The 16725-nt window shown below is 58.2% G+C and carries 15 protein-coding genes and 3 tRNA genes; 13 read left to right on the forward strand and 5 right to left on the reverse strand.

From position 1 onward, the window contains the following. Positions 1–60 precede the first annotated feature (60 nt). The gene (locus tag ACSSNI_RS06150; RefSeq protein ID WP_159968345.1) at positions 61–528 is read left to right on the forward strand and encodes a DUF1289 domain-containing protein; all 468 of its coding nucleotides are present in this window, start codon (positions 61–63) and stop codon (positions 526–528) included. Positions 529–574: 46 nt separating this feature from the next. Here ACSSNI_RS06150 and ACSSNI_RS06155 read toward each other — a convergent pair whose 3' ends face one another. Further along, complete coding sequence (locus tag ACSSNI_RS06155; protein WP_200636856.1) at positions 575–1438, reverse strand: universal stress protein; 864 nt, start codon at positions 1436–1438, stop codon at positions 575–577. A 174-nt stretch (positions 1439–1612) separates the two neighbouring features. On the opposite strand from ACSSNI_RS06155, the gene ACSSNI_RS06160 reads away from it, so the two are divergent. Next, positions 1613–2218 (forward strand): MiaE family protein, encoded by a 606-nt coding sequence (locus tag ACSSNI_RS06160; protein WP_200636855.1) that lies wholly within the window; start codon positions 1613–1615, stop codon positions 2216–2218. 4 nt (positions 2219–2222) lie between these two features. Here the strand turns inward: ACSSNI_RS06160 and lpxH are convergent, their stop codons facing one another. Then, positions 2223–2945, reverse strand: coding sequence for a UDP-2,3-diacylglucosamine diphosphatase (lpxH, locus tag ACSSNI_RS06165; RefSeq protein WP_200636854.1), 723 nt, complete (start codon positions 2943–2945; stop codon positions 2223–2225). A gap of 6 nt (positions 2946–2951) precedes the next feature. Next, positions 2952–3446: a peptidylprolyl isomerase gene (locus tag ACSSNI_RS06170; protein WP_200636853.1), complete on the reverse strand. Its 495-nt coding sequence runs from the start codon at positions 3444–3446 to the stop codon at positions 2952–2954. Between the two features lie 185 nt (positions 3447–3631). Between ACSSNI_RS06170 and ACSSNI_RS06175 the strand changes: the two genes are divergently transcribed. Together ACSSNI_RS06175 and cysS are read left to right on the forward strand one after the other, a co-directional pair. Next, the gene (locus ACSSNI_RS06175) at positions 3632–5302 is read left to right on the forward strand and encodes a glutamine--tRNA ligase/YqeY domain fusion protein (RefSeq protein ID WP_200636852.1); all 1671 of its coding nucleotides are present in this window, start codon (positions 3632–3634) and stop codon (positions 5300–5302) included. After that, positions 5302–6687 (forward strand): cysteine--tRNA ligase, encoded by a 1386-nt coding sequence (gene cysS, locus ACSSNI_RS06180; RefSeq protein WP_200636851.1) that lies wholly within the window; start codon positions 5302–5304, stop codon positions 6685–6687. The genes ACSSNI_RS06175 and cysS overlap by 1 nt, the downstream gene beginning before the upstream one ends. A gap of 170 nt (positions 6688–6857) precedes the next feature. On the opposite strand, the gene ACSSNI_RS06185 is transcribed toward cysS, so the two are convergent. Next, complete coding sequence (locus tag ACSSNI_RS06185) at positions 6858–8729, reverse strand: sigma-54-dependent Fis family transcriptional regulator (protein WP_200636849.1); 1872 nt, start codon at positions 8727–8729, stop codon at positions 6858–6860. A gap of 219 nt (positions 8730–8948) precedes the next feature. Between ACSSNI_RS06185 and ACSSNI_RS06190 the strand changes: the two genes are divergently transcribed. Genes ACSSNI_RS06190 through ACSSNI_RS06215 form a run of 6 tightly spaced genes read left to right on the forward strand, consistent with a single transcriptional unit; the run spans position 8949 to position 14875 of the window. Then, positions 8949–10031: an ABC transporter ATP-binding protein gene (locus ACSSNI_RS06190; protein WP_200636847.1), complete on the forward strand. Its 1083-nt coding sequence runs from the start codon at positions 8949–8951 to the stop codon at positions 10029–10031. Between the two features lie 10 nt (positions 10032–10041). Continuing rightward, a complete protein-coding gene (locus ACSSNI_RS06195; RefSeq protein ID WP_200636845.1) occupies positions 10042–11139 on the forward strand; it encodes an ABC transporter ATP-binding protein in 1098 nt (365 codons plus the stop codon). Then, positions 11136–11999, forward strand: coding sequence for a carbohydrate ABC transporter permease (locus ACSSNI_RS06200; protein WP_148924154.1), 864 nt, complete (start codon positions 11136–11138; stop codon positions 11997–11999). The genes ACSSNI_RS06195 and ACSSNI_RS06200 overlap by 4 nt, the downstream gene beginning before the upstream one ends. Before the next feature lie 10 nt (positions 12000–12009). Further along, complete coding sequence (locus tag ACSSNI_RS06205; protein ID WP_159969680.1) at positions 12010–12810, forward strand: carbohydrate ABC transporter permease; 801 nt, start codon at positions 12010–12012, stop codon at positions 12808–12810. A gap of 10 nt (positions 12811–12820) precedes the next feature. After that, a complete protein-coding gene (locus tag ACSSNI_RS06210; protein ID WP_102835302.1) occupies positions 12821–13093 on the forward strand; it encodes a DUF2160 domain-containing protein in 273 nt (90 codons plus the stop codon). A gap of 42 nt (positions 13094–13135) precedes the next feature. Continuing rightward, positions 13136–14875 (forward strand): ABC transporter substrate-binding protein, encoded by a 1740-nt coding sequence (locus ACSSNI_RS06215; protein WP_200636843.1) that lies wholly within the window; start codon positions 13136–13138, stop codon positions 14873–14875. Positions 14876–14954: 79 nt separating this feature from the next. On the opposite strand, the gene folD is transcribed toward ACSSNI_RS06215, so the two are convergent. Beyond that, entirely contained in the window at positions 14955–15809 is an 855-nt protein-coding gene (folD, locus tag ACSSNI_RS06220; RefSeq protein WP_200636841.1) for a bifunctional methylenetetrahydrofolate dehydrogenase/methenyltetrahydrofolate cyclohydrolase FolD, read from the reverse strand. Between the two features lie 270 nt (positions 15810–16079). On the opposite strand from folD, the gene ACSSNI_RS06225 reads away from it, so the two are divergent. The 3 genes from ACSSNI_RS06225 (at position 16080) to ACSSNI_RS06235 (ending at position 16394) form a co-directional block, all read left to right on the forward strand. After that, positions 16080–16156, forward strand: a tRNA-Arg gene (locus tag ACSSNI_RS06225). Between the two features lie 31 nt (positions 16157–16187). Then, a tRNA-His gene (locus ACSSNI_RS06230) sits at positions 16188–16263 on the forward strand. Positions 16264–16309: 46 nt separating this feature from the next. Next, positions 16310–16394 (forward strand) — tRNA-Leu (locus tag ACSSNI_RS06235). The last annotated feature ends 331 nt before the right edge of the window (positions 16395–16725 follow it).

The following is a 16725-nucleotide window of genomic DNA, read 5'->3' on the forward strand; positions in this document are numbered from 1 at the left end:
AGTGACCCGGCTTGGACAAAAGTCTAAGATGCGGCGCTGTTCATCGATCCATCGCCCGCCATGTCCAATCAGCGAATCAAAACACCTTGCGTCGGCCTTTGCTCCACTGTTTATGGCGATCTTGTCTGCCGCGGATGCAAACGGTTTCATCATGAAGTGGTGAACTGGAATGGCTACAGCGAAGAAGTCAAACGCTCGGTCTGGCAGCGCCTGGAGGTACTGCTTGCGCAGGTGATGGCGGCCAAGCTGGAAGTTTTCGATGCGACGCTGTTGCGTTCTCAGCTGGAAAGCCGACAGATTCGCTTCGTTGCAGACCAGTCGGCCTACTGTTGGGCGTATCAATTGATCGCACGGGGCGCGAGGGTCATTCAGCAGCTCGAAGCCTACGGCGTCGTGCTACTGCCGGAGTTTCGCGATTGGTCCTTGCCTGAACTCCGTGATGCGATCGATCGGGAGTTCTTTCTCCTGTCTGAAGCCCACTACCAGCGTTACATTGCCCCCCGGTTTCTGCAGGACATGGCGCGCTAGGGCTCGGATAGCCGAGGAAGGTGTTGGCCAACCTCGGCTTATGGCCCTAGCGGCGGGCCACGAGCTCTTCAAGGTGGTCGATGATGTCTTCTGGCTTGAGCACCAGAACATCACTTTCCAGTGTGTCGAGCACTACCTCTGCAGTGTTGCCCATCAGGGCTCCGGAGAATCCAGTTCGGGCGACAGTACCGATGACCGTGACGGCAGCCTGAAGCTGGTGGCACACGCGAGGGATCAGAGCGTCCGCAGGCCCTTCCTCGATGTGCAGCTGGCCATCAGGTATGTCGAACTCGGTCTGAAATTGCCGGCAAGCGTTGCGGTAGCGGGCTTCTATCGTTTCCTTGAGCTGAAACGCGGGATCAGCGGAGGACAGCATCGCCGACGGATGAGCGCTGATCACATGTAAAGTGCCCTCGGCGAGCGAGGCAATCTGGTAGCCATAGTTGATGATGCTGGAGTGAAGTGTCCGATGCTCGATGTCGGCATTGCCAACATCTACCGCGGCGAGAATGTTGCCGCCCGTCCACGGCGCTTCGGTTTTGACCATCAGCACCGGGCAAGGGCAATAGCGCAATAGCTTCCAGTCATCAGGCGTCAGCAGGGCGCGTTTCAGTGGGTTGTCGGCAATATGCTGTTTGATCACCAGGCCACAGCCTTCGGCTTGCTGAACGCTGATGATGGTCTGGTAAAGGTTCTCATGCCAGGCCTGGCCTGCCGTGACGGCGTGGCCCTGATCTTCAAGCTCTTGACGCAAGCGCTCGAGGTAGCTGCTGTGGTCCTGTTTGGCGTCGCAGATCAGCAAGTGCAACCGGGACTGGCTGACGCTGGAAATCAGTCGCGCTCTTTTCAACGCCAGGTTTTCGGAAAGTTTCGGGTCAATTACCACGAGGATGCAGCGTATGGCTTGCATGATCGGCTCCGTTTGGGTGATCGGACGGTTTCACTATAGACAAGGGTTGCACGACAGCCACTGATCCATATCAAGCAGCGCTGGTCGTTGATTGCCGGGCTCGTATAATGCGCGGCGGGCGAACGACTTCATGCGGTTCGCCGCTTTCATTTCCTTCATGAATACCAAGACCTCATGCTCCCTGAACTGAATGAATTCCTTGGCTGTGTGACACCTTCGGCGTGGGTCGACGTTGCGCTGCAGAACCAGGACGTGATGCTGATCGATCATGGCAACTGCGAGAAGAAGGCTGCGGGCGCGGCCTTCCAGTTGATGTTTCGCTACGTCGATAAGCCCGACTTGCAGAACAAAATGTCGCGTTTGGCCAGAGAAGAATTGCGGCATTTCGAGCAGGTGCTCTCGATCATCCGCAAGCGCGAAATCGGTTTGCGCAATATTGGCTCTTCCCGTTATGCCGCCGGTTTGCGCGAGTTGGTACGCAACCACGAACCCTACCGTCTAACCGATACGCTGGTGATTGGCGCATTCATCGAAGCTCGCTCTTGTGAGCGTTTTGCGGTGCTGGTGCCACACCTCGACGACGAGCTCGGGCGGTTCTACTACGGGCTGCTAAAGTCCGAAGCGAGGCACTTTCAGGATTACCTGAAGCTGGCCTACCTCTATGGAGAGGCAGCGGACATCGATGCAACCATCGTTCGCGTTCGTGAACGTGAGCGCGAACTGATCGAAAGCCCTGACTCCGAGTTCCGCTTCCACAGCGGCGTACCGAGCGCCGCTTGATGGTTTAGGTCAGGTCAAATGGAGCTTGGTGAAGGCTTGCCTCGTCGACCTGCAACGCCCAGCCCTGGCGATCCCAGTCACCCAACACGATGCGCGTGGCGGCTCGACCGTCGATCTGCATCGAATGGGTTGCTGGTCGGTGGGTGTGGCCGTGGATCAAGGTGCGGACTTTGTGACGTTGCATGATCTTGATGACTTCGTCTGGCGTCACGTCGACGATGTCGCTGGCCTTCATTCGCGTCTCTTCCTTGCTGCTTGAGCGCAGTTTCTGCGCCAGCTTCTGACGCTTGGCGAGGGAAAGATTATGCAGGATGAAAAGACTGACAGGATTGCGCAGCCAGCGCCGTAAGCGCATATAGCCTTCGTCACGCGTGCATAGACTGTCGCCATGGGTCAGCAGCACCCGCTCGCCACCAATTTGGGCAATATGCGGATCGGCCAGCAGTGTGCAGCCGGCCTCGCGACAGAACGCCTTACCGATCATGAAGTCGCGGTTGCCGTGCATCAGGTAGACACGCGTCCCACCCTGACTCAGCGCATTCAGCGCTCGGGCTATCTCATGCTGGAACGGCGACATGCCGTCATCGCCGACCCAGACCTCAAAAAAGTCGCCAAGGATATAGAGCGCCTCGGCTTGAGCTGCACGTGTCTCCAGGAAACGAAGAAACGCCCGGGTGATATCCGGGCGCTTTTCTTCGAGGTGCAGATCTGAGATTAACAGAATCAATGCAAGTTACTCGACGATCTCGGCTTTCTCGATCACTACGTCTTCCACCGGAACGTCCTGATGGCCGGACTTCATGGTGGTGGGTACGCCTTTGATCTTTTCGACCACGTCCATGCCTTCAACCACTTCACCAAATACCGCGTAACCCCAGCCTTGAACGGTCGGCGCGGTGTGGTCGAGGAAGTCGTTGTCCTTGACGTTGATAAAGAACTGGGCGGACGCAGAGTGCGGTTCCATCGTGCGTGCCATGGCCAGCGTGCCTGTCTTGTTGGAAAGGCCGTTGTTGGCTTCGTTCTTGATCTGGGCGCGGGTCGCTTTCTGCTTCATGCCGGATTCGAAACCACCACCCTGAATCATGAAATTGCTGATCACGCGATGGAAAACGGTGCCGTCGTAATGGCCGCTCTTGACGTATTCCTTGAAGTTGGCGGTTGTCTCGGGAGCCTTGTCTTCGAAGAGCTTGACGGTGATAACGCCGTGATTGGTATGTAGCTTGATCATTGAAAGTCGTCCTAATGAGGAAGAGGGAAGGTCGCGTCGTGCCGACAATGGGTAAGCGCTGCGGCTGAAGGGCGCTGCACGGCAGGCGCTTTGCTCTGTCAGGGGGTTGACGGGTCCGCTATGATAGGCGCTTTGATTTGGCGGGCCTACCCTGAGCCGCACACTCGCAGATCGTTAAGGACACCATGAGCAAGCCTGAGACTACCGCAGCCACCAATTTTCTCCGCCCGATCGTCCAGGCCGACCTGGAATCGGGTAAGCATGCCAAGATCATCACCCGCTTCCCGCCAGAGCCCAATGGCTACCTGCATATCGGCCATGCCAAGTCGATCTGCCTGAACTTCGGTCTGGCGAAGGAGTTTGGTGGCGAGTGCAATCTCCGTTTCGATGACACCAACCCGGCGAAAGAAGACCAGGAATACATCGATGCGATCAAGGGCGATGTTCAGTGGCTCGGTTTTCAGTGGGCAGGTGAAGAGCGCTACGCTTCGAACTACTTCGGCCAGCTGCATGATTGGGCTATCGAGCTGATCAAGGCGGGCAAGGCTTACGTTTGCGACCTGACGCCAGAGCAAGCCCGCGAGTACCGCGGCAGCCTGACCGAACCGGGCAAGAACAGCCCGTTCCGCGATCGCTCGGCGGAAGAGAATCTGGATCTGTTCGCGCGGATGAAGGCTGGAGAGTTTGCGGACGGCGCCAAGGCGCTGCGCGCCAAGATCGACATGGCCTCGCCGAACATGAATCTGCGCGATCCGATTCTCTACCGGATCCGCCATGCCCATCACCACCAGACCGGAAACGACTGGTGCATCTACCCGAGCTACGACTTCACCCACGGCCAGTCGGATGCCATCGAAGGCGTTACTCACTCGGTCTGCACCCTCGAGTTTGAAGACCATCGCCCACTCTACGAGTGGTTTCTGGAGAACCTCCCGGTGCCGGCGCGTCCGCGCCAGTATGAATTCGCGCGGCTGAACCTGAACTACACCATCACCAGCAAGCGCAAGCTCAAGCAGCTGGTTGATGAAAAGCACGTCAGCGGCTGGGACGATCCGCGCATGTCGACGCTCACAGGTTATCGTCGACGCGGTTATACCCCGGCGTCGATTCGTACCTTCTGCGACATGATCGGCGTGAACCGCGCGGGCGGCGTGGTCGATATCGGTATGCTCGAGTTTGCGATTCGTGAAGATCTGGACGCCAACGCGCCGCGGGCCATGTGCGTACTCAAGCCGTTGAAGGTCGTCATCACCAATTATCCCGAGGGTCAGACTGAGAATCTGGAGCTGCCGCGCCATCCAAAGCACGACATGGGCGTGCGCCAGCTGCCTTTCTCGCGGGAAATCTACATTGACGCCACCGATTTCGAAGAGGTGCCGCCGGCCGGGTTCAAACGGCTGATTCCGGGCGGGGAAGTGCGTCTGCGTGGCAGTTATGTGATCCGTGCCGATGAAGCGGTCAAGGACGAGCAGGGCAACATCATCGAACTGCGCTGCACCTACGACGAGAACACGCTGGGCAAGAACCCCGAGGGCCGCAAGGTCAAAGGCGTCATTCACTGGGTGCCGGCTGCTGAGAGCGTCGAGTGCGAAGTGCGTTTGTACGATCGCCTGTTCCGCTCGGCTAACCCAGAGAAGGATGAAGACGGCGGCAGCTTCCTGGATAACATCAACCCGGATTCGCTAGTGGTACTGAAAGGCTGCCGCGCCGAGCCATCGCTGGCCTCTGCCGAGGCTGAGGATCGCTTCCAGTTCGAGCGTGAAGGCTACTTCTGTGTTGACCGCAAGGACAGCCGGCCGGACGCGATGGTCTTCAACCGTACCGTAACGCTGCGTGATTCCTGGGGAGGCCAGTAATGGCGCTGGCGATCTACAACACGCTGAGTAAAACCAAGGAACCGCTCAAGCCATTGAGCGGAAACCAGGTGCGCATGTACGTCTGCGGCATGACTGTCTATGACTTCTGCCATATCGGTCATGCACGGGTCATGGTGGCGTTTGACGTCATCTCACGCTGGCTGCGTCAGAGCGGGTACGACTTGACCTATGTGCGCAACATTACCGACATCGACGACAAGATTATTCGCCGAGCTCATGAGAATGACGAAACCTTCGAGACGCTGACAGGCCGCATGATCGCGGCCATGCATGACGACGAGGCACGGCTCAACGTGCTGCGTCCAGACATCGAACCTCGGGCTACCGACCACATCGCTGGCATGCACGGCATGATCCAGACGCTGATCGACAAGGGGTTTGCCTACGCACCGGGCAATGGCGACGTGTACTACCGGGTTGGCAAGTTTGCCGGCTACGGCAAGTTGTCGCGGCGCAAGATCGAAGACCTCAAGATCGGCGCGCGTATCGAGGTTGACGAAGCCAAGGAAGATCCGTTGGATTTCGTGCTCTGGAAGGCCGCCAAGCCGGGCGAGCCGAGTTGGGGATCGCCTTGGGGCGCAGGCCGTCCGGGCTGGCACATCGAATGCTCCGTCATGTCCACCTGCTGCCTGGGCGACACTTTTGATATTCATGGCGGTGGCCCGGACCTCGTATTTCCGCATCACGAGAACGAGATCGCCCAGAGTGAGGCTGCGACGGGCAAGCAGTACGCCAATACCTGGATGCATGCCGGTGCCGTGCGTGTCGACGGCGAGAAGATGTCGAAGTCGTTAGGCAACTTCTTCACCATCCGAGAAGTGCTGGAGAAGTACCAGCCGGAAGTGGTTCGCTACCTGCTTGTCTCAAGCCACTATCGCAGCCCGATCAATTACTCCGAAGACAGTTTGAAGGAAGCCAAGGGCGCCCTGGAGCGGTTTTATACCGCCCTCAGAGGCCTGTCTGAGGCAACGGCGCAGGGTGGCGATACCTTCGCGGCTCGCTTTGGCGAGGCAATGGATGATGACTTCAACTCACCCGAAGCCTGCGCGGTACTGTTCGAGATGGCTCGCGAGATCAACCGTCTGCGCGATACGGATCTGCAGGCTGCGGCTGGCCTTGCGGCCCAACTCAAAGAGCTCGCCAACGTGCTCGGTATATTGCAGATGGACCCAGACGCTTTCCTGCAAGCGGGCGCTGAAGGCAAGGTGGATGCCGCTGAGGTAGAAGCGCTGATTGCCGCACGCCTCCAGGCTCGCGCCGATAAGAACTGGGCGGAGTCAGACCGAATTCGCGACCAACTGACCGACATGGGTGTCGTTCTCGAAGACGGGAAGGGCGGCACAACCTGGCGACTTGGCGACTAAAGCGTACTGTCAGTTACAGGCCGCATTTCAAACTGCACGCGCCTGGATGCGGACTTTTCATTCATTGTCTGCGATGTTCGCTGTGATAACCGTTCAGGCGGCATGCTGGCGCACTCGGCGCCTTGGTTAGGTCATTCTCATTTCTGTGGGAAGCTCGCCTCCCGGCAAGCTTATGTTGGATAAAGGCCTTCGGCCCGCAAGCGCTTGTATAGGGTGTTACGGCTCACGCCGAGATGCCGCGCCAGGTGCGAAACGTTGCCGCGACAGGCTTCGAACTGTGCGCGGAGCGGCTCATTCGCAGCTATCGGAAACGATGGCATCGTGCCTGTCGGCAGAGACGGCCCGGCATTGCTTTGATTCGTCGGCCTTAAGTCCGTATCAACAAGAAAATCATCCGGTAAATGTTCCATACGGATCGGTTGATCCTGAGCCAATGCCAGCGCAACCTGCACGACACTGCTTAGCTGGCGGATGTTTCCCGGCCAAGGGTGACTGTGCAGCACACGCTGCACTTCTGGACTGAACCCTGCCCACTGCTGGGGCTCCCGGTACTGCTCCCATATCTGCTGGAAAAGCGCATGCTTGTCGTGGCGCGCTCTAAGGGGTGGCAGTTCAACGCTTAGGCCGCTGACCCGATAGAACAAGTCCTGACGAAAATGACCACTCTCAACCTCCTTGCGCAGCGAACGGTTGGTTGCACAGATCAATCGAAAGTCGACTGGATAGGGCTCACCACCGCCCAGTGGCTGAACGCTTCGCTCCTGCAAGACGCGCAACAGGCGTGCCTGCAAGCTCAGCGGCATATCCCCGATCTCGTCGAGAAACAGCACGCCACCGTCTGCTTTGCGGATCAGACCGAGGCTTCCTTTTTGATGTGCGCCGGTAAACGCGCCTTTTTCGTAGCCGAAGAGTTCGGATTCGATTAGCTCGCTGGGAATCGCCGCGCAGTTAACGGCGATCAACGGAGCGTTTGCCCTTGAGCTGGCAGCATGCAGTGCTTTGACCAGCACTTCCTTGCCGACGCCCGTTTCCCCATTGACCAGAATCGGAATGTCCTTTTCCAGCATGAGCTGCGCCTGGCCAATTACCTTATGAACCTGCGGGTCGCCTTGGTCGATGCTTGCAAGGTCCAGGGTGCGCGCGGGTTTGGTTGCTGTATTCCGGAAATCACGAGGTTGGACCAAGGGCTTTTGCGGGCGTCGAACCAGGCCATGAAAACGGTGATTGCCGGTTGTTCGCAGCAGCATCGGCTGATCTTCCGGCTGACTGAGCAGCTGCTGCAGAGGAACGTCGAACAGCCTGTCGATGCGGCTCCGGGTAAGTGCTAACCCAAGCAGATTGTCTGCCCGGCGATTGGCTGAGACGATCAGCCCGGACTCGTCGAAAACCAGCAAGCCGGCCCACTGGCTATCAAGATTGTCCTGGCCGGTGTTGAAGGTCAGCTGAAAATAGTCGTCGCGGAACAGGTTGAGGATCAGCCGGTTTTCCACAGACTGACTCATCATCTTGACCATGCCCAGCGTGTGCGACGGCGGTAGGTAGCTGTCGCTGGATACGTCGAGCACGGCGATCAGCTGGCGTTGTGCGTCATAGATAGGTGACGCCGCGCCGGACAGATAACGATTGGCCTTGAGAAAGTGCTCGTCTCGCTGGATATGTACCGCCTGCCCGCTGGCCAATGCGGTGCCGATCGCATTGGTCCCGGTATCTCGCTCCATCCAGCTGGCGCCCGGCTTGAATCCTCTCTGCTGCGCAGGCTCGACGAAGCGCCGGTCGCCCCAGGACTCGAGCAGTTGACCGCCACTGTCCGCCAGCAGGATCAGGCAGCTCGAATTCGAAAGGATGTTCTCGTAATAAGGAAGTACTTCGCGCTGTGTGGTGTGGACCAGGTTTCGCTGACGCTCTAGCAGCGCACTGACGTCTCGCTCCGTCGGGTCGCCGAAGCTTGGAATGCTGAGCGGGTTCAGTCCGTAGCGTTCGCAACGGCTCCAGGAACCTTCTACCAGAGCCTGGTGTGAGATGGGCTGGGCTGGGTTGGCCATGTTGCCTCTTATCGCTGCATGTTCTTGTTGTTTTGATGTTTGCCGCAGTCGGTGCCATAAACAGTCTTGTTCATTTTTGTTCACTGTCAATGTTCAGAACTGTTCATTTTGAACACTTAACAACAGCTGTCTGCGCAGAGGGCCGCGCGCTAGAGCAGTACAGCGTAGCTGGCATGGATATCGCTCTTGATCCTTCCATAACAACCAGAAGGATGCGGCATGTCCCTCACCCTGGAACACGTCACCAAGACTGTTGACGGTCAGCTGCACATCGACGACGCCAGCCTGAGTTTCGAACCCGGCTCGTTCAACGTGCTGATCGGACGAACCCTGTCGGGAAAAACGTCGCTGATGCGACTCATGGCGGGGCTCGACAAGCCGACCCGGGGGCGAATCGTAATGAACGGCGCTGACGTAACCGGGGTTCCGGTACGCAAGCGCAATGTGTCGATGGTTTACCAGCAGTTCATCAACTACCCGACGTTGACCGTATACGAGAACATCGCGTCACCGTTGCGACAGGCCGGTGTGGGTAAAGCGGAAATCGAACGCAAGGTGCGCGAAACCGCCGAGATGTTGCACATCGAAGCCTTCCTGCACAAACACCCACTGGAGCTCTCCGGGGGGCAGCAGCAGCGAACTGCAATGGCGCGAGCCTTGGTTAAAGACGCCGATCTGGTCCTGTTTGATGAGCCGCTGGTAAACCTCGATTACAAATTGCGCGAAGAGCTCCGTCAGGAGATGCGCGAGCTGTTCAAAACTCGCCGCAGTATCGCGGTGTACGCAACCACTGAGCCGAACGAGGCTCTCGCGCTAGGCGGGACCGCAACCGTTTTGCACGAAGGTCGAGTGATACAGAGCGGGCCGACGTCAGCGGTGTATCACCGCCCCAGCCAGGTGCTCAGTGCCGAGCTGTTCTCCGAACCACCGATCAACCTGGTGCCCGGGCGGATCGCGGCGAACGAGGTGAGTCTTCAAGACCGCATGCATTTCCCGCTCAACAGCGACCTGAGTGGGTTGGACAAGGGCGAGTATCGCTTCGGGATTCGGCCCAGTCATATCGGTCTGGTGCCATCCAATGACGATGATCTGGAAGTGTCCGGCCTGGTCGAGCTGGCAGAAATCAGCGGCTCGGAAACCTTTCTACATGTGCGCAACGAACACCTCAGCCTGGTGCTGCACCTGCAAGGCGTTCACGACTATCACGTCGATTCGCCGATCCGCGTGTATATCCCTACTCATAAATTGTTCGTCTTCGATGCCTCGGGCCGGCTGGCCCAGGCACCGTCTCGACGCGGCTGAGGGCATCGTTATGGCAGAAATTCGTTTGCAGAATCTTGCGCACAGCTATAGCAGCCAGCCGCAGGGCGCTGCGGACTATGCGATCCGTGAGATGGACCACGTGTGGGAGCAGGGCGGTGCCTATGCGCTGCTGGGTCCCTCTGGATGCGGCAAGTCGACCTTGCTCAACATCATCTCGGGATTGCTCAGCCCGTCCGAGGGCGAGGTGCTGTTCGATACGCGCAAGGTGAACACCCTGACGCCGCAGCAACGCAACATCGCCCAGGTTTTTCAGTTTCCGGTCGTCTACGACACCATGACCGTCTTCGACAACCTGGCTTTCCCGCTGCGCAATCAAGGCATTGCCGAGGCTCGCATCACCAGCAAAGTGCATGAAATTGCCGAGGTGCTGGACCTCCACCCACTGCTCAAACGAAAAGCTCACAACCTGACGGCCGATGAGAAGCAGAAGGTCTCGATGGGGCGGGGCCTGGTCAGGGACGACGTCTCGGCGATCCTCTTTGACGAGCCGCTTACCGTCATCGATCCACACCTCAAGTGGAAGCTGAGACGCAAGCTCAAGCAGATTCATGAGCAGTTCAATATCACCATGATTTACGTCACCCATGACCAGCTGGAGGCGTCGACCTTCGCTGACAAGATAGCAGTGATGTACGGCGGGCAGATTGTCCAGTTCGGTACGCCGCGAGAACTCTTCGAGCGGCCCCAGCACACCTTTGTTGGTTATTTTGTAGGCAGCCCTGGGATGAACCTTATCGAGGTGGATGCCCAGGACGGAGGGGTCGGTTTCAATGGCCTGCACCTCCCGCTTTCGGGTGCGCTGGCCGCGCGCCTCCCGGGCTTGGCTACAAGTCGCCTGCAGATTGGCATCCGTCCCGAGTTCGTTCAGGTCAGCGAGGAGCCAGGTGCTGGCGCAATGCAGGCCGAGGCAGTACGCGTCGAGGATCTGGGCACCTACAAGATCCTCACGCTTCGTCTGCAAGGGCATCTGATCAAGGCGCGCTTGCCCGAGGATCAAGCGGTTCCGAAAAGGAAGGCCTGGGTGGGCCTCCCGGCGCAGTGGTTGATGCTTTACGCCGACGACAAGCTGGTGGAGGAGCTGCCATGACCAAGACTCATGACAATCGCGCATGGTGGCTGGTCCTGCCGGTTTTCCTGCTGGTCGCCTTCAGCGCCATCCTGCCGATGATGACCGTCGTGAACTATTCGGTGCAGGACATCTTCGACTCCTCGACACGCTTCTTCGTTGGCGCGGATTGGTACCGGCAGATACTCAATGATCCCCGGCTGCACGATTCGCTGCTGCGGCAGTTCATTTTTTCGGGCTGCGTGCTGTTGATCGAGATCCCGCTCGGGATTGCGGTCGCGCTGGCGATGCCGACACGTGGGCGCTGGGCTTCGCTGTGTCTGATCGTGATGGCGATCCCACTGTTGATTCCATGGAACGTGGTGGGAACCATCTGGCAGATCTTCGGCCGCGCGGATATCGGTTTGCTGGGTTACAGCCTTCGCGAGCTGGGCATCAGCTACAACTATGCATCCAATACAAGGGATGCCTGGCTGACGGTGCTGGTGATGGACGTCTGGCACTGGACATCGCTGGTCGCGCTGCTGTGTTACTCGGGCCTGCGAGCCATTCCCGATGCCTATTACCAGGCGGCTCGCATCGACCGGGCATCGAGCTGGGCGGTGTTCCGCTACATACAGCTGCCCAAGCTCAAGAGCGTGCTGCTGATCGCGGTCATGCTGCGCTTCATGGACAGCTTCATGATCTATACCGAGCCCTTCGTGCTAACCGGCGGTGGGCCGGGCAATGCAACGACCTTCCTCAGCCAGACCCTGACCAAAATGGCGGTCGGCCAGTTCGATCTGGGGCCGGCTGCAGCGTTCTCGCTGATCTACTTCCTGATCATCCTGCTGGTGTCCTGGTTGTTCTACACGGCCATGACCCATGGCGATCAAAAATGAGGGTCTGCTGATGAACCTGCGCAAGCGAGTCGTACTGATCGTCTACATCGCGTTTCTGATGGTGCCGATCTACTGGCTGATCAACATGTCGTTCAAGAGCAACACCGAGATTCTCGGTGGGCTGACGCTCTGGCCGCAGGCGTTCACGCTGGAAAACTACCGGGTGATCTTCACCGACCGCAGCTGGTACAGCGGCTATATCAACTCTCTGTATTACGTGTGCCTGAACACGATCATTTCGCTGGCCGTCGCGCTGCCCGCCGCCTATGCCTTTTCTCGGTTTCGGTTTCTCGGTGACAAGCACCTGTTCTTCTGGCTGCTGACCAATCGGATGGCGCCACCGGCCGTCTTCTTGTTGCCTTTCTTTCAGCTTTACTCATCGATCGGGCTGTTCGACACGCATATCGCCGTGGCGCTCGCGCATTGCCTGTTCAATGTGCCATTGGCGGTGTGGATTCTTGAGGGGTTCATGTCCGGTGTACCCAAGGAAATCGATGAAACGGCTTACATCGACGGCTACAGCTTTCCGAAATTCTTCGTGAAGCTCTTCATTCCGCTGATTGGCTCAGGCATCGGCGTCACGGCTTTCTTCTGCTTTATGTTTTCCTGGGTGGAGCTGCTGCTGGCGCGCACGCTGACTTCGGTTGACGCCAAGCCGATCGTTTCGGTGATGACACGAACCGTTTCGGCATCGGGGATCGACTGGGGCGTTCTGGCGGCGGCCGGTGTGCTGACGATTCTGCCCGGCATGCTGGTGATCTGGTTCGTTCGCAATCATGTCGCCAAGGGCTTTGCCCTTGGCCGGGTATAGGAGACCGCAGATGAGCTGGATGGCCTGGACCACCCCTACAGCAGCCTTCTTTGCTGTGATCGGCTTGATGCTGGCGTGCATGAGCGCATGGGAGCTGCGGCGTCCCTGTCTGCCGCGTAAAGGCTTTCTGCCGATCGTCACCACGCGCGGCGATCGACTGTTTATTGGACTTCTGGGCAGCGCCTATTGGCATCTTCTGCTAATCGGCCTGACCGACTGGAGCATCTGGATAGCGTCCGCGCTGTCTCTCGTCTGGTTGTTTGCAGTGATGCGCTGGGGCTGAGCCTTCGGGTTCATCCCTCCGAAAAACCCAAAGGAGGTGTGTATGTTCGAGAATAAAAACAACACCCGACATGGCATGGCGCTCGCGGCCCTGCTGACGTTGTCCGGCATTTCAGGATCGGCTTGGGCCGATGCCTATGAAGATGCGGCGAAGAAATGGATCGAATCCGAATTCAATCCGTCGACCCTGTCGCCTGAGCAGCAAATGGAAGAGCTGCGCTGGTTCATCAAAGCGGCCGAGCCGTTCCGCGGCATGGAAATCAACGTCGCATCGGAGACCATCACCACGCACGAATACGAGTCCAAGACCTTGGCCCGTGCGTTCAGTGAAATTACAGGCATCAAGCTGCGGCACGACCTGATGCAGGAGGGCGATGTCGTCGAGAAGCTGCAGACACAGATGCAGTCTGGCAAAAATATCTACGACGGCTACATCAACGACTCGGACCTGATCGGCACGCACTTCCGCTATGGCAAGGCCGTGGCCATCAGCGACATGATCGAGGGTGAGGCCAAGGACTACACACTCCCGACACTCGACCTGGACGACTTCATTGGTATCTCGTTCACCACCGGTCCGGATGGCAAGATCTACCAACTGCCGGTCCAGCAGTTCGCCAACCTCTACTGGTTTCGTGCCGACTGGTTCGAGCGGCCTGAACTGAAAAAGCAGTTCAAAGAGCGCTACGGGTACGAGCTTGGTGTGCCAGTGAACTGGTCCGCCTATGAAGACATCGCTGAATTCTTCAGCAAACACGTCAAGGAGATCGACGGGCAGCGGGTGTACGGCCATATGGACTACGGCAAGAAGGATCCGTCGCTTGGCTGGCGCTTTACGGATGCGTGGTTCTCGATGGCGGGTGCCGGCGACAAAGGGCTTCCAAACGGTTTGCCGGTAGATGAGTGGGGCATCCGCGTTGAGGATTGCCATCCGGTCGGCTCGAGCGTCGCGCGCGGTGGCGCCACCAATGGCCCTGCGGCGGTTTATGCAACGCAGAAATATGTGGATTGGATGCGTGAATACGCACCGCGCGAAGCTCAGGGCATGACCTTTTCTGAGTCGGGACCGGTTCCGGCACAGGGCAACATTGCCCAGCAGATCTTCTGGTACACCGCCTTTACGGCCGACATGACCAAGCCGGGTCTGCCGGTGGTGAACGAAGACGGCACGCCGAAGTGGCGGATGGCGCCGTCGCCAAAAGGGCCATATTGGGAGGAGGGAATGAAGCTCGGCTATCAGGATGCGGGCTCCTGGACCTTCCTGAACTCAACCCCGGAGGAGCGTCGTCTGGCTGCCTGGCTCTACGCGCAATTCACAGTGGCTAAAACCGTGTCGTTGAAAAAGACCTTGGTGGGGCTGACGCCGATCCGTGAGTCCGACATCAATTCGGAAGCCATGACCGAGGCCGCGCCAAAACTGGGCGGTCTCGTTGAGTTCTATCGCAGCCCGGCTCGCGTTCAGTGGACACCGACCGGGACCAATGTGCCGGACTATCCACGTCTGGCGCAGCTCTGGTGGCAGTACATCGCCGAAGCGGCCAGTGGCGACAAGACGCCTCAGGAAGCGCTGGACGGGCTTGCCGAAGCGCAGGACACCATGATGGCGCGACTGGAACGCGCCAATGTGCAACCGAAGTGTGGGCCAAAGCTGAATGAACCACGTGACCCGGAATACTGGCTGAGCCAGCCAGGGTCGCCCAAAGCCAAACTGGACAATGAAAAACCACAAGGGCAGACAGTCAGCTACGACGAGCTGATCAAGTCGTGGGAGCAGGCGCGGTAGTCGCGATCCATGGGAAAAAAACGGCACCCGAGGGTGCCGTTTTGCTCTAGACGCGCTTTATGTGAAGGCGTTGAAGGCTTCAGTCGTGCAGGTGTTCAGCGGCATGCAGCGTGTTTTCCAACAGGCACGCACGGGTCATCGGGCCCACTCCGCCGGGAACCGGGGTAATCCAGCCGGCACGTTGCACAGCCACATCGAACTCGACGTCACCCACCAGCTTGCCGTCGGCTTGGCGATTGATTCCCACATCAATCACGATGGCCCCTTCCTTGATCCATTCACCTTTGACAAGACCCGTGATGCCGGTCGCGACCACGATCAGATCGGCGCGCTTGACGTGGTCAGCCAGGTCATTGGTGAAGCGATGCGTGACGGTTGTCGTGCAGCCTGCCAGCAATAATTCCAGCGCCATGGGCCTGCCGACAATGTTGGACGCACCTACCACCACCGCGTTGAGGCCATGTAGGTCAACGCCAGTGCTCTCGAGTAGGGTCATGATCCCTTTGGGTGTGCAGGGGCGTAGCAAAGGCATCCGCTGGGCGAGACGGCCGATGTTATAGGGGTGGAATCCATCCACATCCTTGTCCGGACGAATGCGTTCGAGCAGTTGCGATGCATCCAGATGCTTAGGCAACGGAAGCTGCACGAGAATGCCATCGATCGAAGGGTCATCATTAAGCTGATCGATCAAACCCAGGAGTTCATCCTGGCTGGTCGAAGCGGGAAGATCATGAGCGGTGGACTTGAATCCTACCTCCTCGCAATCCTTGCGCTTGTGCGCCACATAGACCTGAGAGGCCGGGTCCGTGCCCACGAGAATCACTGCCAGGCCAGGTACTCGTAAACCTTGCTTGGAGCGCTCGGCAACCCGGCCGGCAATATGCTGGCGGACATTGGCAGCGATCTGTTTACCGTCGATCAGTTTTGCGGTCATGACGCGTGATTAACCATCGAGAAGGACTGAAAAAGGACGCGCATTCTCGCACGGCGGCACCGTTCGGCAAAGGCGACCCGGTGGGGGATTCCCGTAACTCCTTTACCAGGCTGAATTTTTTTTGGTTTAGCTGTTGACGAGGTGAAGTCAGGCCATTAAGATTCGCCCCGCTTGTCGAGCACAGCTTGCTGCTGGGTAAGGCGGCTTTTGAAGGTCAGTCCTTCACTGGTCGGAGCTTGAAGTCTGCGCTCAGCCGAATGCAGATATAAAGCGCCCGTAGCTCAGTTGGATAGAGCATCCGCCTTCTAAGCGGATGGTCGCAGGTTCGAGTCCTGCCGGGTGCGCCATTTTGGGCTCTGGCACAAGCAAGGCAATATGGTGGGCGTAGCTCAGTTGGTAGAGCACAGGATTGTGGCTCCTGCGGTCGTGGGTTCGAACCCCATCGTCCACCCCATATTCCGGAACGCCAGGCACTGCCTGGCGTTTTCGTTTAGAAGTTTGCGGACGTGGTGAAATTGGTAGACACACCAGATTTAGGTTCTGGCGCCGCAAGGTGTGAGAGTTCGAGTCTCTCCGTCCGCACCATCTGAAACGCGAAAGCCCCGTTAATCGGGGCTTTCGCGTTTCTGGGAAATGAGAATGCGGCGCTTCGATTTCCATGTGTCTGCGCGCGTGAATGCCGGACTGCTTTCTTCGAAATCCGCTGTGCTTCTTTACGGCTCTAAGACCATTTCTCTGCTGTAGCCGGGTTATCTATTGCCCGCTCAGCTTCCCCAGTGCTGGCCAGATGCTTCATGGCCCAGCCTTTTTAGACCCAAGCTCCTGATCGGTAAACGCTGGTCAGCTCTACACAGTGCGACGGATCGAGTCAACCGGAGCGGTTAGATGATTGTGCGCTAGTGGCATTTTGGCTCGT

It is taken from the genome of Stutzerimonas tianxiuensis (assembly GCF_053470365.1).